The 19,298-nt window shown below is 67.1% G+C and carries 18 protein-coding genes and 1 riboswitch; of the genes, 8 read left to right on the forward strand and 10 right to left on the reverse strand.

Going from position 1 to position 19,298, the window contains the following annotated elements; all coding sequences use genetic code 11:
- Positions 1-143: 143 nt before the first annotated feature.
- Genes ACFWCF_RS00350 through ACFWCF_RS00360 form a run of 3 tightly spaced genes read left to right on the forward strand, consistent with a single transcriptional unit; the run spans position 144 to position 2,539 of the window.
- Positions 144-749 carry a peptide deformylase gene (locus tag ACFWCF_RS00350; RefSeq protein WP_378555822.1) on the forward strand — a complete coding sequence of 202 codons (606 nt, stop codon included), beginning with the start codon at positions 144-146 and terminating at the stop codon, positions 747-749.
- Positions 739-1,716 (forward strand): GNAT family N-acetyltransferase, encoded by a 978-nt coding sequence (locus ACFWCF_RS00355; protein WP_378555824.1) that lies wholly within the window; start codon positions 739-741, stop codon positions 1,714-1,716. The genes ACFWCF_RS00350 and ACFWCF_RS00355 overlap by 11 nt, the downstream gene beginning before the upstream one ends.
- 19 nt (positions 1,717-1,735) lie before the next feature.
- A complete protein-coding gene (locus ACFWCF_RS00360) occupies positions 1,736-2,539 on the forward strand; it encodes an exodeoxyribonuclease III (protein ID WP_378555826.1) in 804 nt (267 codons plus the stop codon).
- A 51-nt stretch (positions 2,540-2,590) separates the two neighbouring features.
- On the opposite strand, the gene ACFWCF_RS00365 is transcribed toward ACFWCF_RS00360, so the two are convergent.
- Complete coding sequence (locus ACFWCF_RS00365; RefSeq protein ID WP_378555828.1) at positions 2,591-2,935, reverse strand: GNAT family N-acetyltransferase; 345 nt, start codon at positions 2,933-2,935, stop codon at positions 2,591-2,593.
- Between the two features lie 137 nt (positions 2,936-3,072).
- On the opposite strand from ACFWCF_RS00365, the gene thiD reads away from it, so the two are divergent.
- A complete protein-coding gene (thiD, locus tag ACFWCF_RS00370; protein ID WP_378555830.1) occupies positions 3,073-3,921 on the forward strand; it encodes a bifunctional hydroxymethylpyrimidine kinase/phosphomethylpyrimidine kinase in 849 nt (282 codons plus the stop codon).
- A 21-nt stretch (positions 3,922-3,942) separates the two neighbouring features.
- On the opposite strand, the gene ACFWCF_RS00375 is transcribed toward thiD, so the two are convergent.
- The 6 genes from ACFWCF_RS00375 to thiO form a co-directional block, all read right to left on the reverse strand.
- Entirely contained in the window at positions 3,943-5,409 is a 1,467-nt protein-coding gene (locus ACFWCF_RS00375; protein WP_378555833.1) for a M28 family peptidase, read from the reverse strand.
- A gap of 26 nt (positions 5,410-5,435) precedes the next feature.
- Positions 5,436-6,215: an ABC transporter permease gene (locus ACFWCF_RS00380; RefSeq protein WP_378555835.1), complete on the reverse strand. Its 780-nt coding sequence runs from the start codon at positions 6,213-6,215 to the stop codon at positions 5,436-5,438.
- Positions 6,215-7,144, reverse strand: a complete 930-nt coding sequence (locus ACFWCF_RS00385) for an ABC transporter ATP-binding protein (RefSeq protein WP_378555837.1) — start codon at positions 7,142-7,144, stop codon at positions 6,215-6,217. Before ACFWCF_RS00385 ends, ACFWCF_RS00380 begins: the two co-directional genes overlap by 1 nt.
- 58 nt (positions 7,145-7,202) lie before the next feature.
- Positions 7,203-8,000, reverse strand: a complete 798-nt coding sequence (locus ACFWCF_RS00390; protein ID WP_378491185.1) for a thiazole synthase — start codon at positions 7,998-8,000, stop codon at positions 7,203-7,205.
- Positions 7,993-8,208: a sulfur carrier protein ThiS gene (gene thiS, locus ACFWCF_RS00395; protein WP_378555839.1), complete on the reverse strand. Its 216-nt coding sequence runs from the start codon at positions 8,206-8,208 to the stop codon at positions 7,993-7,995. The genes ACFWCF_RS00390 and thiS overlap by 8 nt, the downstream gene beginning before the upstream one ends.
- Positions 8,205-9,269, reverse strand: a complete 1,065-nt coding sequence (gene thiO, locus ACFWCF_RS00400; RefSeq protein ID WP_378555841.1) for a glycine oxidase ThiO — start codon at positions 9,267-9,269, stop codon at positions 8,205-8,207. Before thiO ends, thiS begins: the two co-directional genes overlap by 4 nt.
- Positions 9,265-9,379: riboswitch (TPP riboswitch) on the reverse strand. Its footprint overlaps the gene before it by 5 nt.
- 26 nt (positions 9,380-9,405) lie before the next feature.
- Here thiO and thiE point away from each other — a divergent pair.
- On the forward strand, positions 9,406-10,107 hold the full coding sequence (gene thiE, locus ACFWCF_RS00405; RefSeq protein ID WP_378555843.1) for a thiamine phosphate synthase: 702 nt from the start codon (positions 9,406-9,408) through the stop codon (positions 10,105-10,107).
- Positions 10,108-10,112: 5 nt separating this feature from the next.
- On the opposite strand, the gene ACFWCF_RS00410 is transcribed toward thiE, so the two are convergent.
- Positions 10,113-10,979, reverse strand: coding sequence for an NUDIX domain-containing protein (locus ACFWCF_RS00410; protein ID WP_378555845.1), 867 nt, complete (start codon positions 10,977-10,979; stop codon positions 10,113-10,115).
- A gap of 170 nt (positions 10,980-11,149) precedes the next feature.
- On the opposite strand from ACFWCF_RS00410, the gene ACFWCF_RS00415 reads away from it, so the two are divergent.
- The 3 genes from ACFWCF_RS00415 to ACFWCF_RS00425 are packed head-to-tail and all read left to right on the forward strand — an operon-like array spanning position 11,150 to position 15,841.
- On the forward strand, positions 11,150-12,502 hold the full coding sequence (locus tag ACFWCF_RS00415; RefSeq protein WP_378555847.1) for a hypothetical protein: 1,353 nt from the start codon (positions 11,150-11,152) through the stop codon (positions 12,500-12,502).
- A 53-nt stretch (positions 12,503-12,555) separates the two neighbouring features.
- Positions 12,556-13,473 carry a glutamate ABC transporter substrate-binding protein gene (locus ACFWCF_RS00420; protein ID WP_378556635.1) on the forward strand — a complete coding sequence of 306 codons (918 nt, stop codon included), beginning with the start codon at positions 12,556-12,558 and terminating at the stop codon, positions 13,471-13,473.
- Between the two features lie 7 nt (positions 13,474-13,480).
- A complete protein-coding gene (locus ACFWCF_RS00425) occupies positions 13,481-15,841 on the forward strand; it encodes a tetratricopeptide repeat protein (RefSeq protein ID WP_378555849.1) in 2,361 nt (786 codons plus the stop codon).
- Positions 15,842-15,848: 7 nt separating this feature from the next.
- Here the strand turns inward: ACFWCF_RS00425 and ACFWCF_RS00430 are convergent, their stop codons facing one another.
- Together ACFWCF_RS00430 and pta are read right to left on the reverse strand one after the other, a co-directional pair.
- A complete protein-coding gene (locus ACFWCF_RS00430) occupies positions 15,849-17,039 on the reverse strand; it encodes an acetate kinase (RefSeq protein WP_378556637.1) in 1,191 nt (396 codons plus the stop codon).
- A 14-nt stretch (positions 17,040-17,053) separates the two neighbouring features.
- A complete protein-coding gene (gene pta / locus ACFWCF_RS00435; RefSeq protein ID WP_378555851.1) occupies positions 17,054-19,138 on the reverse strand; it encodes a phosphate acetyltransferase in 2,085 nt (694 codons plus the stop codon).
- Positions 19,139-19,298 lie beyond the last annotated feature (160 nt).

A 19,298-nucleotide genomic window follows, 5' to 3' on the forward strand; every position in this document is an offset into this window, starting at 1 on the left:
GAATCACACCGCAATGACTCACACCGCAATGACAATCACAATGACGATGACACCTGTGTGTTTCCGCGAGTTATTCAATCACGGGGGGCCGACACATACCGGTCCGACGAACGGAAGAGTCACGCACATTATCCTGGTTCACCATGGCCATCCTTCCCATCGTCATCACCGGCGACCCCGTTCTGCACAATCCCACCGAACCGGTGACCGAAACCCCCGCGGAACTCGCGCAATTGATCGCCGACATGTACGAGACGATGGATGCCGCGAACGGCGTCGGCCTCGCGGCGAACCAGGTCGGGTACGCCAAGCGCCTGTTCGTCTACGACTGCCCCGATCGTGACGAGTCCGGCAATGTGATCCGCCGACGCGGTGCGGTGATCAACCCGGTGCTCGAGACGTCCGACATCCCGGAGAGCATGCCCGACCCGGAGGACGACCTCGAGGGATGTCTGTCGGTTCCTGGCGAGAACTTCCCTACGGGACGTGCCGATTGGGCCAAGGTCACCGGCACCGACGAGAACGGCGACCCCGTCGAGATCGAGGGGCAGGGATTCTTCGCCCGGATGCTGCAGCACGAGGTCGGTCACCTCGACGGGTTCCTGTATGTCGATGTCCTGATCGGACGCAATGCCCGCGCCGCCAAGAAGACGATCAAGCGCGCCGGTTGGGGTGTGCCCGGCCTGACGTGGCTGCCCGGGAGCGTCGACGACCCCTTCGGGCACGACGATGACGAAGATGACGACTGACGGTCCTGCCGGTGCACCGGGCACGGCGATCCCGCTCGGCACGCGGGTCGTCGTCCGGTATCGCTTACCCGCCGGGTACAGCCATCGTGTGACCGATGTCATCGGCGAACTGGTGTCGATGGAGCCGGCGGTCGCCGTGCGCACCGCGGAGAAGAAGCTCGTCCAGATCGCTCCGAACACCGTCGTGGCGCTCAAGGCGTTGTCCGCACGCCCGATCCGCACCGCCGAGATCCGCTCGCTCGAACATGCCGCGGCCGCCGGCTGGCCCGGCCTCGAACAGGCCTGGATCGACGGATGGTTCCTGCGCGCCGGTGGCGGTTTCACCGGCCGGGCCAATTCCGCGACACCTCTCGGACCGCGCGGCACCGTCGCGGACCCAGCCGATCCCGAGGTGCGGGCGCGGTTGCACGGGTGGTTCGCCGACCGGGGGCTGCCCCTGCTGTTGCTGCTTCCGGAACGACTCGCCCCGATCCCGGCGGGTGGGGTTCCCGGCAAACAGGTCCAGGTGATGGCCGCCGATCTCGACAATGTTCCGCTACCTCCCGGCCCCGGGCCGGTGGCCATATCTCCGGAGCCCGACGCCGACTGGCTCGCGCTCTACCGCGGCGGTAACTTTCCCGATGTCGCCGGTGCTGTCCTCGGCGCGGTCGCCGCGGGCACGCTCGGTTTCGGTCGTATCGGTGCGCGCGGGACGGCACCGATCGCGATCGGTCGGGTAGCCGTCACCGATGCACCCGACGGCCGGCGTTGGGCCGGCCTCAGCGCGGTCGAGGTCTCTGCGGAACATCGCAGGCAGGGTGTGGGCACGTTGCTGAGCGGATCGCTCCTGGGGTGGGGCCGCGAACTCGGCGCCACCCACGCCTACGTCCAGATCGAGACCGGAAACATCGCCTCCCGTGAGCTGTATGCGGGGTTGGGTTTCGTCGATCACCATCGCTACGGGTACGTCACGGAACCTGTCGGTTAGGTCGCCTACAGTGGGGGCCGTGCGCCTCGCTACCTGGAATGTGAACTCCGTCCGTGCCCGTACCGATCGAATCGTCGATTGGCTGCAGCGAACCGACACCGACGTGCTCGCGATGCAGGAAACCAAGTGCAAGGACGAGCAGTTTCCGTATGCCCGCTTCGAGGAGTTGGGCTACCAGGTGGCGCATGTCGGTCTGAGTCAGTGGAACGGCGTCGCGATCCTTTCGCGTGTGGGGCTCGACGATGTGCAGATCGGCTTCGAGGATCAGCCCGGATTCTCGAAGGACCCCGAGATCTCCCCCGTCCGTGAGGCGCGCGCGATCGGCGCTACGTGTGGCGGTATCCGGGTGTGGAGCCTGTACGTGCCCAACGGCCGAGACCTCGCCGATCCCCACTACACCTACAAGCTCGATTGGCTCGCCAAACTGCGCGCCGATGCTCAGGGCTGGCTCTCCGGCACCCCCGATCTGCCGGTCGCCCTCGTCGGCGACTGGAACGTCGCACCCACCGACGAGGACGTGTGGGATCCGGCCTTCTTCGAAGGCAAGACCCACACCTCGCAGCCCGAGCGCGACGCATTCGCGGCGTTCACCGAGGCCGGGTTCGTCGATGTCGTGCGGCCGCATACACCCGGGCCCGGCGTCTACACGTATTGGGATTACACACAGCTGCGTTTCCCGAAGAAGCAGGGCATGCGCATCGACTTCGCGCTCGGGTCGCCCGCTCTCGCGGCGAAGGTCACGTCTGCGTCGATCGACCGCGACGAGCGCAAGGGCAAGGGCGCGAGCGATCACGCACCGGTGATCGTCGACCTCGCCGAATAAGCCTGGCTGCGGCGCCGGTCCGCGGCCGCAGCAGCGCTCACCTCTGCCCGGTCAGGCCCGCCGCGCAGGTTCGATCGGCACGATCACATCGCGATAGCCGGGATTCGACGTGAGATACCGCTGCACGTACGTGCACACCGGGCGCACTCGCCAACCCCGCCTCCGCGCGATGTCGAGCGAACCGCCGACGAGGATGCCCGCGAGACCGCGATGCCCGAAGTCTTCGACGATCACGGTGTGCAGGAAATCGACAACCGGGCGTCCCCTGCCGGGAACGCCCGCCGGATGCTCGGTGTCGAAATAACCGAGAATGCCCACGAGGTCGCCGTTGAGCCGCAGCTCGAATCGGTTCTGATCGGCATTGTCGGACACCTCCGCCGTCGACAAGTTGATCATGAACGCCTCCCCGGACCTCATTCATTGTGTGACGCACGCCACTATAGAGCACCCGCGCGCTGCGCTGGGATGGCACTCCCGGTAGCAGAGTGCTGACACCGATCGCGGCTCGATTCGCGACCGGTAGGGTCACCTCCGTGCAGCTGCTTCCCCTGGCCGAGCAAGGCCACACCCCAATTCGTGTGCTCACCATCGCCGGCACGGACTCCGGCGGAGGCGCGGGCATCCAGGCCGACTCGCGCACGATGGCACTGTGTGGAGTCCACGCATGTGTCGCCGTGGCCGCGGTGACCGTGCAGAACTCGGTCGGCGTGAGCGGCTTCCACGAGATCCCGCCGGAAACGGTGGCGGCGCAGGTGCGGTGCGTCGTCGAGGACATCGGAGTGTCCGCGGCCAAGACGGGCATGCTCGCGTCGACCGAGATCATCGAAGCGGTGGCGGCGGTGTGCGCGGAGGTCGGGATCGGCCGCGACACGGACGTCCCGCTCGTCGTCGACCCCGTGTGCGCGTCGATGCACGGCGATCCCCTCCTGCATGCGAGCGCACTCGAAGCTGTCCGCTCGGCACTGATCCCACTTGCGACCGTCGTCACTCCCAATCTCGACGAGATCCGGCTCATCACCGGCATCGAGGTGATCGACGACCGCACTGCCAGACTGGCCGCCGAAGCGCTGCACGGCCTCGGTGCACAGTGGTCGATCGTCAAGGGAGGTCATCTGCGCACTTCGGAGTCGAGCACCGACCTGTTGTTCGACGGCGACCGCTTCCTCGAGTTCTCCAGCCCTCGCCTCGCCACAGGCAACGATCACGGCGGCGGCGACACGCTCGCCGCAGCGATCGCGTCGGCGCTCGCCCACGGCATGTCGGTGCCGGATGCGGTGGCGTTTGCGAAAGAATGGGTCACCAAGTGCCTCGAATGGTCGTACGACCTCGGCAAGGGGCACGGACCGGTCAACCCGCTGTGGCGGCTTCACGAACAGCCGTGACGCCTGCCGTTCGGTGATCCGCTATTCGGTGAACGCCTCGCGCGCCTGCGTGCGCTGCTCACCGCTCGGGACTCCGTCCGGGCCGTCGAGCGAGACTGCGTAGACGGCCGTGCCGTAGGCGACGGACGCTGCCGCCACCGAAAGTGCGTCGCGATCGATGTTGTCGAGCGTGTCCTCCGGCGAGTGGTAGTTCGGATCGAACGCCTCGTCCACAGTGCCTCCCCACTTGTCGGCCTGCTCGGGAGATTTTGCATCGTCGGCTCCGGTGAACGAACCACCGGCGGGAATCCCGAAGGCGACGAACGGGCCGTAGTCGGAACGACCGTCGAAGTCCGTGCCGTCCACATCGATGCCCCGGTCGGCGAAGAACCGCTCGAAGGTGCGCTCGATTCCCGCAGAACCCTCGGGTCCCGGGCCTGCGCCGTCTGCGTCGGAGTCGTCACCGTCGAAGACAAGGTATCCGGGATTCGGGGAACCGAGCATGTCGAAGTTCAGATACAGGGCGATCGCATTGCGCTCGTCAGCGGACAACGATTCGACGTACCGGCTCGAACCCACGAGCCCGACCTCCTCGGCCCCCCAGAACGCGAACCGCACGGCATTGGTGACGCCGGGTTCGCTGCCGAGTTGCAGGGCGGTCTCGAGTACCGCGGCGACACCGGTGCCGTTGTCGTTGATTCCCGGCCCCTCGATAACGCTGTCGAGGTGTGCACCGACCACGACGACGTCGTCCGGCGAGCCCGTAGCGGTCTGCGCGATGACGTTATGCGAGCGCTGCGTGTCCGTCCGAGTGTCGAGCACGAGGGTCGCAGAAGGCACCGCGGCGAGCCGCCGACCGGTATCCGCGGCGATGCCACCGACCGGAATCGTCGGCTCCTCGGCTTCGTCGAGCGCAGCACCGGCGAGCGGCCCGTCTTCGTTGTTGACGACGAGCAGAGCCGCCGCCCCTTCGTCGGCGGCGATCTGTTCCTTGACCGTGAAAGTGCAGACGCCGCGGTCGACCAGCACGATCGAACCTGCGACGTCGAGCCCGTCGTAGTCGGTGGCGTCACATCCCGGGGTGTCGTCGGCGGGTACCCGGACGATGGGCGCGGTCAGCCCGTCTGGTCCGGTCGTGGGCGAGAGACCCATCGCCCGCACACCCAGCGGCTGCCCATCGGCCTCGAGGCTCTGCGCGTCGACCTGGAAGAGTGTGGCGTCGAATTCGGGTGTCTGCACCTCGAATCCGGCGTCGCGCAGCGCGCCGGCCACGTACTCGACGCTCGCGTCGAAACCGTCGGTGCCGAGCGCGCGGTTGCCGTCGTGCTCGGTGGCGATGCGTTCGAGTTCGGTGAGGTGGCCCATCACGGAGTCGATCTGCACGCTGTCGGCCAGCGCGGCGGGATCGACAGGCGGGGGGACGGTGTCCGTGCTATCCGAGCAGCCCGCGATCACCGCTGCTGCTACCACGAACAGGGCCGCCGGCCGGCCGATCACCGCGCGCATCATCGTCCGAGCGTACTGGCCTGCCACGGTCAGGCGTCGCGATTACCTACGACCACCAGAGACGCCCCGAACACGACCGCCGTGAACGCCGCGAAATACAACAGAGAGCCCCACGGACCCCAATGGAAATCGACGCCTTGCTCGATACCGAGGAAGTTGTTGATGTTCGCGAACGGCAGGAAGGGCTGGATTTCGCGACCCACCCGGCCGAACAAGGAGAACAGCGGCTCGATGAGCAGGGGCCACAACAGCAGCAATGCAATCGTGCCTGCCGATTGGCGCAGCAACGTTCCTACGCCCACGGCGAGGAACACCGACAGGAACGCATAGATCGGGATGCCGTAGATCGCCTTCCACGCGTCGCCTTCGAGCACGAGATCGCGTCCGGCCTCCGAACCCGCGAGCGCCTTCGCGACATACACGGCGATCATGCCCACAGCGCCGGTGACGACTGCGCCGATCACACCGATCAACACCGACTTCACGATCAGTACGAGAGAACGGTTGGGGGACGCGGTGAAGGTGGTGCGGATGACTCCGAAGCGGTATTCACTCGTCACCGACAATGCCGCGAGGATCATCAGAACCATGATGCCGAATCCCGTGACGCCGGTGGTGGCGATATCGGGGGTCAAGTAGAACCGAGCGGTCTCGTCGTCGAGCGACATCGAGCTGCGCGCGACGGCGCCCATCATCGCAGCGAAGCCGATACCCAGAGCGACGATGATCGCCAGGCACCAGAACGGAGACTGCACCGAGGTCAGTTTGATGCGTTCCGCGCGCAAGGTGTCCACTGCTGGTGATGCCATCACAGGCTGCCCTTCATCACGTCGTCGAAACCGGTGCCGTGGAACTCCACGTCGCCTCCGGTCAGTTTCATGAACGCATCCTCGAGGGACGCCTGGCGGCTCGCCAGCTCGTGCAGAACGATCGAGCGTGCCGCGGCGAGCTCGCCGATCTCTGCGGCACCGGCGCCCGACACGTGCAGTGCCCCGTCCTGGTCGACCACGGTGTGTCCTCGTTCGGTGAGTGCGATGCGCAGGTCGTCGAGTTGCGGGCTGCGGACGACCACGAGGGATTCCGACGCTCGATCGACGAAGTCCTCGACCGAAGTGTCGGCGATGAGCTTGCCTCGCCCGATCACGATGAGGTGATCGGCGGTCTGGGCCATCTCCGACAACAGGTGACTCGACACGAGCACTGTGCGGCCTTCGGCGGCCAGGGCCTGCATGAATCGGCGGATCCACACGATGCCCTCTGGATCGAGGCCGTTGACGGGTTCGTCGAACAACAGCACTTTCGGGTCGCCGAGCAACGCTCCCGCCAGGCCGAGACGCTGCGACATGCCGAGCGAGAAACCGCCGGCACGTTTGCCTGCGACCTCGGCCAACCCGACCTGGCGCAACACTTCGTCGACGCGGGTGTCGGGCAAGCCGTTGGAGGCGGCCAACCATCGCAGGTGCGCGCGCGCCGATCGGTTGGGGTGCACCCACTTCGCGTCGAGCAGCGAACCGACGGTCTGCAGCGGACGGGAGAGGTCCCGATAGCGCTTACCTTCGATGAGCGCGGTACCCGATGTAGGCCGGTCCAACCCCAGGATCATGCGCATCGTCGTCGACTTGCCCGCCCCGTTGGGGCCGAGGAACCCGGTGACGATGCCCGGTGGGACAGTGAACGTCACATTGTCGACGGCAGTGGTTGAACCGAAGGTCTTGGTCAGTCCGGTCACTTCGATCATGGTTGACAGCCTGCCGGAAAACCGGCCGATGTGCAGCATCACCGCCGTGACCGGGGCGTCAGGGCTCCATAGGTGACGATGCCTGGGCCCAGAAGCGCTTGGGGATGCGTCCGGCATGCCGAGCCCGGAACCCCGCTTCGACGGCGTGCCGCATGGCCGAGGCCATCAGCGCCGGGTCCTTGGCGCGCGTGACGGCGGTGGCGAGGAGCACCGCGTCGCAGCCCAGTTCCATGGCGAGCGCGGCGTCCGAGGCGGTACCGATACCGGCATCGAGTATCACGGGAACCCCCGCGGATTCGACGATCATCTCGATGTGGTGCGGATTGGCGATGCCCAGCCCCGTCCCGATCGGCGACCCGAGCGGCATCACCGCGACACACCCGACGTCTTCGAGTCGCCGCGCGAGCACCGGATCGTCGTTGGTATACGGCAGGACGTTGAAACCGTCGTCGACGAGTTGCTCTGCAGCAGAAACTAATTCGATGGCGTCAGGCAGCAGGGTGCGTTCGTCGGCGATGACCTCGAGCTTGACCCAGTCCGTGCCGAGAGCTTCCCGACCCAGTTGCGCGGTGAGTACGGCCTCCTTCGCGCCACGGCATCCCGCGGTGTTCGGTAGCGGTGCGATTCCGAGCCTGCGCAGCAGGTCCAGGACACCCGTGCCGGAGGTCGCGTCGACCCGGCGCATCGCCACGGTGGTCAGTTCGGTGCCCGACGCGACCAGCGCCTCCTCCAGTACGGCAAGGTTCGCGGCACCGCCCGTACCGGTGATCAACCGGGACGAGAAGGAACGTCCCGCGATGGTCAACTGCGGTAGGTCGTGCCCCGGGTCCACCGGCGTGGTTGCGTGCTCAGCCACCCTGCACCGCCGTGAGGATCTCGATCTGCGCGCCCTTGCCGATCTTCTCGGCCCAGCGGCCACGCGGGAACAGCACACCGTCGACCGCGACGGCGATGCCCTTCTCCGGCAGGCCCATCTCCGCCAGGAGCTCCGTCGTGGTCGGCGCCTCGGCGAAGTACTTCTCCTCGCCGTTGACGGTGATACCGACAGACATCGGACTCGTCATCGCACACTCTCTTTCACGAATCGTCGGGGATCTGCATGTGTCGCTTCGGGAAGCGGGTCGTCGGCGAGTTCGGCGAGCACCGCATCGACGGTGATGGCGGTGAGCAGGACTCCGTTGCGGCCGTGCCCGGTCGCGGCGATCACGCGATCCGACAACCTGCCGATCAGCGGCAGGTTGTCGGGGCTCATCGGGCGCAGGCCCGCACTCGCCTCGTGTAGTTCGTACTCGCCGATCGCGGGGAACAGCATTTCGGCGTCGGCAATCAGATCGCGCACTCCCGCGACCGTGACCTCGGTGTCGCCTGCTTCGTACTGGGTCGCGCCCACGACGAGACCGTCGGCGCGCGGCACCAGATACGCGGGGCGTCCGTGGACGCTGCCGCGCACGGTGTGCTGCGGAGGCGGGGTCGCGCCGGGTCGCGTGCGCAACCGCAGGATCTCACCTTTGACCGGCCGGACGGGAAGAGCGGGCCACAGCATCGCCGAGGCGGATCCGGCAGCGAGGACGACACGCTCGTCGCGCAGTTCGTCGAGGTCACCGACGGGTGCGTGGACGAAATGGACGCCCGCAGCGACGGCAGCGCGACGCAGTGCCTCGACGAGCTTCCTGTTGTCGACGGACAGTTCGGTGGGGGCGAGCAGACCGAGCCTGATCCGCGGGCCGAGCGACGGTTCGAGGTCTCGGATCTCGGCTCGCGTGAGGATCCGCATCTCGTGGCCCTGCTCCCCCACCCACGACGCGATCGTGCGCAGGTCCGTGGCATCCGCGGCGTCCAGTGCGACGGTCAGTGACGCACTCGCGGTGAAGACATCGACACCGGTCTCCTGTTCGAGGGCACGCGCGAATTCGGGCCAGCGCTGCAGCGACGCCGCGCCGAGCGCGAGGACGTGTTCTTCCCCGGGCCACCCCTCCGACAACGGTGCGAGCATTCCGCCGGCAACCCACGATGCACCGGAACCGGGATCGGGATCGTGGACGGTGACCGTCCATCCCGCGCGGGCCGCGCGCCACGCGACGGCCAGACCGATCACTCCACCGCCGATGACCGCTACTGTCGACACGATATCCACCTCACTCCCTGCGCCGGCATGATCCGGTTCAGGTCATAACGGTCGGGGCCGGCAGGCCCCCTCTCAGCCCCGCGTTCCTCGGGACTCCCGTGTTGTCACTTTCGTAGTAGAGGCTACCGTCTTGTCCGTGACGACCTACCGGACGACCTACCGCGGCAACCATCCCGATCCCCGGGGGCGCCTCGCGACCGCACGGTTGTACCTGTGCACCGACGCCCGTCGCGATACCCGCGACCTTGCCCGGTTCATCGAGGAAGCCTTGGTCGGCGGCGTCGACATCGTCCAACTACGCGACAAGGATTCCGCGGGTGAGAAGAAGTTCGGCAGGCTGGAGGCCGGTGAGGAGCTCGCCGCGCTCGAGGTGATCGCCGATGCCTGCGCACGTCACGGTGCGCTGTTCGCGGTCAACGACAGGGCGGATATCGCGCTCGCGTCCGGCGCCGACATCCTTCACCTCGGGCAGGGCGACCTGCCGGTGAAGCAGGCGCGGCGGATCCTCGGCGACGACATCGTCATCGGGCGGTCGACGGCCAGCCGCGCGCAGGCGGTTCTCGCCGACGGCGAGGAGGGCGTGGACTATTTCGCATCCGGTCCGGTGTGGGACACCCCGACGAAGCCGGGGCGCACCGCAGCGGGGCTCGAGGTGATCCGCGAGGTTCGTGCATCGCATCCGCAGCGGCCGTGGTTCGCCATCGGCGGCGTGGATCTCGAACGGCTCCCGCAGGTGCTCGAGGCGGGCGCGCAGCGCATCGCGGTGGTGCGGGCGATCACGAAGGCCGCCGACCCCCGCGGCGCTGCCGCAGCACTGAAGGCCGCGCTGTCGGCCTGACCGTCCTACAGCCAGACCAGCACAGTCGACGGGGAGACCGCGACGGTGTCCTGCGGTAGCCGATCACGCAGACCACGATCGGCGGTGACCACGACGGTCACCGTCGGATCCAGCGCGGTGGTCACAGCGGGAGACACGGTCGCGGCGAGGCGGGCGAGTTCGTCGTCGCCGCTGCCGTCGGCGGTGTGCACGTGGGTGCGGGTGTCGTCGACGACCGCGGTGCGCGCCTGACCTTCGAGCACAGCCTCGACCCGCGACACCCACCCGAACGTTCCATCCGGAAGTTCGATGGTGCGAGGGAGCGCGGCCGCGAGGTCCGCGAGCAGGGCACCGGTCGCGCCGGGCCGGTCGCGCCACCAGCCGGTCGGCCCACTGGATCCGAGCACGTTCGCGGTGTCGAGCAGCATCCGCACAGGCCGGGTGCGCAGAGCGGACCACGCATCGGCGAATCCCGCGTGTAGCGGCATCGATTCGACTTCGGCCTCCGACACCCACCGCAATTCGGTGCTCTCCCCGTTCATGGTGGTGTCGAGTGGTGCGGGGGCGTCGGCGACGACGGTCGTGTAGGTCCAGGAGCCTGGGGTACCCGAGGTGATCCGCTCGGCGCGCACCGCGACCGCGTCGCTGTCGATTCCGGCTTCCTCGTGTGCTTCGCGTACCGCCGCGGCGACGGGGGATTCGTGGCTGTCGCGGGCACCGCCGGGCAACGCCCATGTTCCGCCCTGATGGCTCCACGCCGCGCGGAGCTGGAGCAGCACCGTGGGGGATCCGTCGTTCCCCGGCGCGCGCAGCAACAATCCCGCTGCACCGTGCAGACCCCATCGACGTCCTCCGTCGGGTCCTACGGCCCAGCCGTCTCCGTCACCACGCATAGCGTCCGCCTTCCTCGCCCTCGTCGGTCACGAGGACACCACGTCCCATGATGTGTCGGGTTCCGGGGCTCACGAACTCCGGATGGACTCCGACAATGCGGACGCATGCCAATACTGCCCATTCAACTTATATGCTCGCCACAATCGAGTTTCTCAGGAAGGGGTGCAACGTGAACGTGCGCGTGACCCCTCCGCTCGATTCCGTCGGATCCTCGGCATGGGCCGCGGACGACGCCGAGGACCCGGCGGATCGCGTCGACGGACTGCGGGAGTTCTTCCGGTCGACACCGGCGAAGCTGATCTCGCTCGGGTTGGTGCTCGCCGTGCTGCTCGTGGTGTCGGGAGTGGTGTCGGCCCAGGTCGCGGGTAGCCGGAAAGCCACCCACGATCGGCTCCTCGCGACCACCGAGCCGCTCGCGAACGCCGCCCAGAATTTGTACAGCGCATTGTCCATAGCCGATGCGGCCGCGGTCACCGGCTTCATCTCGGGTGGAATCGAGCCCGCGGAGGTGCGCGACCGCTATCTCGCTGCGGTCGCGGAGGCATCCGGGCAACTCGTGGTCGCGGCGGCGGGCCTGGCCGCACAGGACGAACTCGGCGCCGAGAATGTCGCAGCGATCGCGCGCATGCTTCCCACGTACACGGGGCTGATCGAGACCGCTCGCGCAAACAATCGCACCGGCAATCCGGTCGGCGCCGCATACCTGGCGGAAGCATCGAATCTGATGCAGACGTCGATGTTGCCGGTGGCCCAGGAACTGCATACCCAGGGCGTGACGGCGGTGAATTCGACACAGCGTGCCGCAGTGGCTCCTCCATGGGGTGCGATCGGTCTGCTCCTCGTCACCGCGACAGCGTTGTGCGCCGTCCACATCCTGGTGAGCCGCAAGACCCGGCGTACCTTCAATCCCGGCCTGATTCTCGCGATCGGCGCAACGGGTGTGCTGTTGTGCTGGCTCCTCGTCGCCGGGCTGGTGTCGTCGAGCGCCACCGAACGTGCCATCGAGCAGGGCGCGGCGCCGCTCTCCGATCTCACCGAAAGCCGCATCCTCGCGCAGCAGTCCCGCACCGCCGAGACACTGCTGCTTGCACGACGCGACGCCGGCGGCATCTATGTGGGGGCCTACGACGAGACGATCACGCGCCTCGGCGACCTTCTCGACGACTACACCGACGGGGGCACGGTGGAGATCGGTACCGACGCCGTGTCTCAGGCGGAAGCAGCTCGGCAGGCGTGGGTGCGTTCGCACGCACGGACCGTGGCGGCCCTCGACCGCGGCGATTACACCGCTGCCGCCGTGCTCGCCACCGGACCCGGGCCCGACGAAGCGACCGCGCAGTTTGCCCGGCTCGACGCCGCGCTGAGCGAGGGCATCGAGGAGACCCGCGAAGAACTTCGCGACAACGAGTTCCGGGCGTCTCGCACACTGTCCGGTCTCGCGCCCATGGCGTTGACGCTGACGGTGCTGTCGCTGATCGCCGTCATCATCGGATTGTGGCCCAGGCTTCGGGAGTACCAGTGACAGCGCGGCGCAGGATCATCGGCGGGCTCGCGGCGCTGTGCGCGGTCGCGGTCATGGCCACGGGATGTGCCACCGAGGGGCCGCCGCGAAGCTCGGAGACCGAGGTCTCGTCCATCGCGATGCCGATGCCCGAGGGTGCGCAGGTCGCGGCGTCCCCGACCGCGGTCCCGTCCGCACAGGAGTGCGGCGATCCGACCGCGAGTCTGCGCCCCACCGGGGGCGAGACCGGTCCCGCGCTCGATGCCATCCGCGCCCGCGGTCGGCTGGTCGTCGGGCTCGACACCGGCAGCAACCTGATGAGCTATCGCGATCCGGCAACCGGGCGGATCACGGGGTTCGACGTCGAGGTCGCCCGGGAGATCGCCCGCGACATCCTCGGCGACCCCGAGGCCGTGGACTTCCGGATCCTGAACTCCGCGGAACGCGAAAAGGCGCTGCAGGATTCGACTGTCGACGTGGTCGCGAAAACCATGAGTATCACGTGTGCGCGACGCGAGCACGTGGACTTCTCGTCGGTGTATTTCCTGGCGCAGCAGCGGGTGCTCGTCGTCAAGGATTCCGATATTCGTAGCGCTGCCGATCTTGCGGGCCGGCGCGTGTGTATCGCGGCGGGTACGACGTCGCTCACGCGCATGCAGCAGCTGCAACCGGCGGCGTCGATCCTCACCGTGCCGTCGTGGGCCGACTGCCTGGTCGTACTGCAGCAGCGGCAGGTCGATGCGGTGTCCACCGACGACACGATCCTCGCCGGGCTCGCCTCGCAGGATCCGTATCTCGAGCTGGTAGGCCCGTCGCTGGGGTCCGAGCCGTACGGCATCGGTATCGCACAGGACAGCGACGACCTGGTGCGCGCCGTCAACGGCACTCTCGCCCGGATCCGCACCGACGGTACGTGGACCGCGTTGTACGACCGGTACCTCACGGTTCTCGGTCCGGCGCCCGCCCCACCGACCCCGACGTACGTCGATTGAGGTAACAATGTCCGGCACCGAACCGCCCGAAGAACCCGACTCGGGTCCTGTGACCGAGCGTTCAGCTCCTGAAACACAGCGTTCAGCTCAGGAAACACAGCCTTCAGCTCCAGCGACCCAGCGTTCAGCTCCAGCGACCCAGCGTTCAGCTCAAGCGACCCAGCGTTCGCCGCTGCCTGTCGATTCGGGTGCTGCCGCGCCGCACACCAGCACTCCGTCACAACGATCCTCGACACGTCGTTCCCGCTCCCGCGGGATCCTGCGTCGACGGGTCGCGGATCTGGTCGATGTGCCGGTGCCCTCCCCCATCGATCCTGCGTCGGCGATATTGCGTAATCCTCATGTTGCCGAGGGGAAGCGTTTCTGCTGGAAGTGCGGTACCCCGGTCGGGCGCAGCAGTCCGAAGGGCCCGGGCCCGACGTCCGGGTACTGCCCGAAGTGCGGGTCGCGGTTCGAGTTCACACCTGTGTTGCAGGCGGGCGAGCTGATCGCGGGCCAATACGAGGTGCAGGGATGCATTGCGCACGGCGGGCTCGGCTGGGTCTTCCTCGCGATCGACCGGAACGTCAGTGACAGGTGGGTGGTCCTCAAGGGACTTCTGCACACCGGCGACGCGGAAGCGCAGGCGGTGGCGGTGGCGGAGAAGCAGTTTCTCGCCGAGGTGAGCCATCCGAGCATCGTCCGGATCTACAACTTCGTCGAGCACCCGCAGCCGGACGGCACTCCGATCGGGTACATCGTCATGGAGTACGTGGGGGGTCACTCGCTCCGCGAGGTGCTCCGTACGTTTCCCGACGAGCGGATGCCCGTCGAACAGGCCATCGGCTATCTCCTCGAGACGCTGCCCGCGCTCGGCTATCTGCACGAGATCGGGTTGGTCTACAACGACCTCAAGCCCGAGAACGTCATGGTCACCGACGAGCAGCTCAAGCTCATCGATCTCGGTGCCGTCGCGGCGGTCGAGGACTACGGGTATCTGTACGGCACACCTGGTTACCAGGCGCCGGAGATCGTGCGGACCGGGCCGACGGTGGCCAGCGACATCTACACGGTCGGGCGCACTCTCGCGGTGCTCACCCTGGACATGCCCTCCGACAAGGGGCGTTACCTCGATGGACTGCCCGCGCTCGGCGAGGAACCGATCCTTGCGGAGCACGACTCGTTTCACCGACTGTTGCTGCGCGCCACCGCTCCGGACCCGAACCAGCGTTTCGCGTCGGCCGACGAGCTCGCGGGCCAGCTGATCGGGGTGCTTCGGGAGATCCTTTCGCAGAAGAGCGGCACCGAGCATCCTGGGTTGTCCCGCATGTTCAGTCCTCCGCGCACTACTTTCGGGACCGACGAGGCGGTCGCGCAGACCGACGTGTATGTCGATGGAATCGAGCGGGATTCCATGATCGAAGCGCGCGATGTGGCTGCTGCGCTTCCGGTTCCGCTGCTCGATCCGAACGATCCGAGCGCGGCCCTGCTCGCTGCCGCGGTGCACAGTGAACCGCAGCAGACCCTCGACTCGTTGCGGCACGCCCGCGAGAGCGGGATCGAACGTGTCGTCGGGAGCGCAGATGTGGCGTTTTCCCGCGAACTCACTCTCGCCGAGACGCGTGCCTATCTCGATCTCGGGGAAGCCGGACATGCCGTCGAGATCCTCCAACGCCTCGAGAACGACATCGGCTCCGACTGGCGCATCGACTGGTATGCGGGGCTTGCGTCGGTGTTGTCGGAGGAGTTCGAGGTCGGGTTCGGACGATTCGAGAAGGTGCTGGAGGCGTTGCCGGGTGAGCTGGCACCCAAGCTGGCGCTGGCCGCCACTTCCGAGCTGATTCTTCAGCATTGGGAGAGTGAGGATCCGTCGGCGTGGCGGCGATTCTGCGAGGAGTCCTATCGCACGGTGTGGCGCACCGACCACAACATCGTCAGTGCCGCATTCGGTGTGGCGCGTCAGCTGACCGCACGCGGCGCTCTCGCTTCGGCCGTCGATGTCCTCGATCAGGTACCGGTAACGTCGCGCCATCACAGTGCAGCGAACATGACGAGCACGCTGATCCTGTTGCGCGACGGCGACATCGAGTCGATCACCGAAAGCGACCTCAGGGAGGCGGCGCGGCGGGTCTCCGCACTACCGCCGGATGAGGGTCGCGCTCTTCAGATGGAGGCGCTCGTACTGAGCACCGCGCTCGAATGGGTACGCGCCGGCAACAGCAGCCGGCACGAACACACCCGCTTCCTGGACGTGCCGTTCACCGAGCGGGGGTTGCGACGCGGCACGGAGGCAGCATTGCGTCAACTTGCGAGGCAGGCGCCGGTGCGCATGCATCGCTACACGCTCGTCGACCTCGCGAACGCAATCCGGCCCCGCAGCCTTCTCTAGCGGAGCTCTAGGCGAATTCGGCGGCGGCCCGCGCGATGGCGAGTTCTTCGTTGGTGGGGATCACGAGCACCTCGACATGGGAGTTGTCCGCCGAGATGCGGCGCTCACCGCCGCCGGACGCCTCGTTGCGTTCCGGATCGACGACGATGCCGAGCCGGTCCAGGCCCGCGAGACTGTCGCGGCGGACATCGATGTTGTTCTCCCCCACCCCGCCGGTGAACACGATCGTGTCGATGCCGCCGAGGATCGCGAGGTAGGCACCGATGTACTTCTTCAATCGGTGCACGTACACGTCGTAAGCGAGTTTCGCGTCGGTGTCTCCGTCGTCGATCAGTTCGAGGAGCGCGCGGAAGTCGTTGACGCCCGACAGTCCTTTGAGGCCGGAACTGCGGTTGAGGACGCGGTCGATCTCGTCGACGTCCATACCCGCGGCACGGTTGAGGTGCATCAGGACACCGGGGTCGATGTCGCCGCTGCGGGTGCCCATCACGAGGCCCTCGAGTGGCGTCAGGCCCATCGACGTATCGAGCGGACGACCGCCCGCGATCGCCGACGCCGACGCACCGTTGCCGAGATGCAGCACCACCTGATTCAGTTCGCTGTAGTCGCGACCCAGGAAGTCGGCGGCACGGTTCGAGACGTATTCGTGTGAGGTGCCGTGGAATCCGTATCGGCGAACTCCGTTCTCCCGAGCTATGTCCCTGTCGATCGCGTAGGTAGCTGCGGCGGCCGGGAGCGAGTGGAAGAACGCGGTGTCGAACACTCCCACGTGTGGGACGTCGGGCAGCTCTTCGCGGGCCACCTCCATCCCGATGACGTTCGCCGGGTTGTGCAGGGGTGCGAGCACCGACAGGTCGGATACGGCCTGCACCACCGCATCGTCGATGAGCGTCGGCTCGTAGAATCGGTCGCCGCCGTGGACGAGCCGGTGCCCGACAGCAACGATACCGACCTCTTCGAGAGGGCGGCCGAGTCCTTCGAGCATCTCGAGGACCTTGCGCAGCGCGAATCGATGATCGGGGATCTCGCCGAGGTGTTCCTCGGTGCCCGTGGTGTGGTGGAAGATGATGCGCCCGTCGGGTTCACCGATCCGTTCGATGAGTCCGTGTGCAGGCGCCTCCGCTGTCTGCGGGTCGATCAGCTGGAACTTGATCGACGACGAGCCGGAGTTGAGGACGAGGACGGTATCGGCCGTCAGCGGGCTCGGAGTACTCACTGCACGTCTCCCTGCGTCTGGATCGCGGTGATCGCCACGGTGTTGACGATGTCCTGGATGAGCGCGCCGCGCGACAGGTCGTTGACGGGCTTGTTCAGTCCCTGGAGCACCGGGCCGACGGCGACCGCCCCGGCGCTGCGCTGCACCGCCTTGTAGGTGTTGTTGCCGGTGTTGAGGTCGGGGAAGATGAACACCGTCGCTTTGCCCGCCACAGCGGAGTCGGGAAGTTTCGTGCTGGCCACCGATGGTTCGATAGCGGCGTCGTACTGGATCGGCCCTTCCACCGGCAGGTCCGGTCGTCGTTCCCGCACGAGAGCCGTTGCGGTGCGGACTTTGTCGACGTCGGCGCCGGATCCGGATTCGCCGGTCGAATACGAGAGCATCGCGATGCGCGGTTCGATGCCGAATCGCGCGGCGGTGGTCGCCGACGAGATCGCGATGTCGGCGAGCTGGTCGGCGGTCGGGTCGGGCACCACTGCGCAGTCGCCGTAGGCGAGCACGCGGTCTGCCAGACACATCAGGAAGATGCTCGACACCGTCGACACACCCGGTTCCGTCTTGATGATCTCGAAGGACGGCCGGATCGTGTGCGCGGTGGTGTGTGCAGCACCCGAGACCATGCCGTCCGCAATACCGAGGTGCACCATCATCGTGGCGAAATACGAGATGTCGCCCATGATTTCACGTGCCCGATCAACGGTCATGCCCTTGTGTGCCCGCAGTCGCGTGTACTCTTCGGCGAAGGTGTCGATGTGTGCGGACGTGCGAGGATCATCGATGTTCGCCGCCGAGATGTCGATGCCGAGCTCCGCCGCCCGCTGTCGCACCGCGACCTCGTCACCGAGGATGGTGAGGTCGGCGATGCGGCGCTGCAGGACTCGCCCCGCAGCGCGCAGGATCCGGTCGTCGTCGCCCTCGGGCAGCACGATGTGACGTCGCTGTTCGCGAGCTCGGTCGACGAGCTGGTATTCGAACATCTGCGGTGTCGTCACCGAAGGTCGGGGCAAACGCAGACGTTCGAGTAGTTCCGACGCATCCACATGTTGTTCCATCAGGGCGAGCGCGGTCTCGATCTTGCGCTGCGCCGACAGTGCCATGCGTCCTCGCGTGCGGTCGGCCGCCGACGCCGTATCGAAGGTCCCCAGGTCGGTGGTGAGAATGGGCAGGCTCGGCTTGAGCCCCGCAACGAGTTGCGCAATGGCGGGGTGGGGCAGCAACCCACCATTCATGATGATGCCCGCGAGCGTGGGGAATCCTTCTGCCGCATTTGCATTGACGAGCGCCAGCAGGACGTCGGTCCGGTCGGCGGGCACGATCACCACGACGCCCTCGGTGAGGCGTTCGAGGATGTGCTCGGCCGTCATACCGCCGACCATGATCCGCAGCACCTCACGCTGCAGCAGATCGGGATCACCGCTGTAGAGCTCGCCGCCGACAGCGGTCTGCAGCTCGCCCATCGTCGGCGCCATCAGGATCGGGGTCTCGGGCAGCGCCCACACGGTTTCGGTGCGGGCGGCGAGCACCGCGGTGACGTCGTCGAGACGATCCGGATCGCAGCGGTTGACGACGGTCCCGCCGAGGTGGGCGTGGTTCGCAGACAGTTCGTGCGCGCACACCGCTGCGATCTGGGCGATCTCCTCGGGCGTACGCCCTGCGCCGCGCAATACGAGTAGGACGGGTGCGTCGAGGTTCGCGGCGATCCGCGCGTTGAACGACAACTCGCTGGGATTCGTGATCTCGGTGTAGTCGCTGCCGACGATGACCACGGCGTCGCACTGATCGGCGACGGAATGGTACTTGGAGACGATGTCGCTGAGCGCCGATTCGGAGTCGGCGTGCACCTCGTCGTAGGTGACGCCGATGCAATCGGCGTAGTCGAGGTCGACGGTCGTGTATTCGAGGAGAAGTTCGAGGATGTAGTCCGTATCGCTGTCGGAGCGGGCGATGGGCCGGAACACTCCGACGCGTGCGGTGGAGGCGCACAGCATTTGCAGTACGCCCAGCGCAACGGCCGATTTCCCGGTGTCGCCCTCGGGGGCCGCGATGTAGATGCTCGACACTGACCCTGCGTTGGCGCTCATGGATGCCACCCTAATGCGGTCCACGTCGACGCGCGGCGCGGCCCACGGGACCGCCCGGCGCCTCCGCTCCAACCCGACGTTGTGTGCGAAATCCGCTCGAGAACCGCACACAACGTCGGTCCCGATTCTTCGCCCCTGGGGATAGCGTCGAAGTTATCCC

Origin of the sequence: Rhodococcus sp. NPDC060090, assembly GCF_042729855.1 — a bacterium.
In the GTDB taxonomy this organism is placed as follows: domain Bacteria; phylum Actinomycetota; class Actinomycetes; order Mycobacteriales; family Mycobacteriaceae; genus Rhodococcus.

Excerpts from the sequence above, each read along its gene's own strand:
- thiS (WP_378555839.1), bottom strand. The coding sequence starts at position 8,208 with ATGACGAGTCCGATGTCTGTCGGTATCACCGTCAACGGCGAGGAGAAG.
- ACFWCF_RS00420 (WP_378556635.1), top strand. The coding sequence starts at position 12,556 with ATGGCCACGGGATGTGCCACCGAGGGGCCGCCGCGAAGCTCGGAGACC.
- ACFWCF_RS00380 (WP_378555835.1), bottom strand. The coding sequence starts at position 6,215 with ATGGCATCACCAGCAGTGGACACCTTGCGCGCGGAACGCATCAAACTG.
- ACFWCF_RS00375 (WP_378555833.1), bottom strand. The coding sequence starts at position 5,409 with ATGATGCGCGCGGTGATCGGCCGGCCGGCGGCCCTGTTCGTGGTAGCA.
- ACFWCF_RS00355 (WP_378555824.1), top strand. The coding sequence starts at position 739 with ATGACGACTGACGGTCCTGCCGGTGCACCGGGCACGGCGATCCCGCTC.
- ACFWCF_RS00350 (WP_378555822.1), top strand. The coding sequence starts at position 144 with ATGGCCATCCTTCCCATCGTCATCACCGGCGACCCCGTTCTGCACAAT.
- ACFWCF_RS00410 (WP_378555845.1), bottom strand. The coding sequence starts at position 10,979 with ATGCGTGGTGACGGAGACGGCTGGGCCGTAGGACCCGACGGAGGACGT.
- ACFWCF_RS00385 (WP_378555837.1), bottom strand. The coding sequence starts at position 7,144 with ATGATCGAAGTGACCGGACTGACCAAGACCTTCGGTTCAACCACTGCC.
- ACFWCF_RS00365 (WP_378555828.1), bottom strand. The coding sequence starts at position 2,935 with ATGATCAACTTGTCGACGGCGGAGGTGTCCGACAATGCCGATCAGAAC.
- ACFWCF_RS00425 (WP_378555849.1), top strand. The coding sequence starts at position 13,481 with ATGTCCGGCACCGAACCGCCCGAAGAACCCGACTCGGGTCCTGTGACC.
- pta (WP_378555851.1), bottom strand. The coding sequence starts at position 19,138 with ATGAGCGCCAACGCAGGGTCAGTGTCGAGCATCTACATCGCGGCCCCC.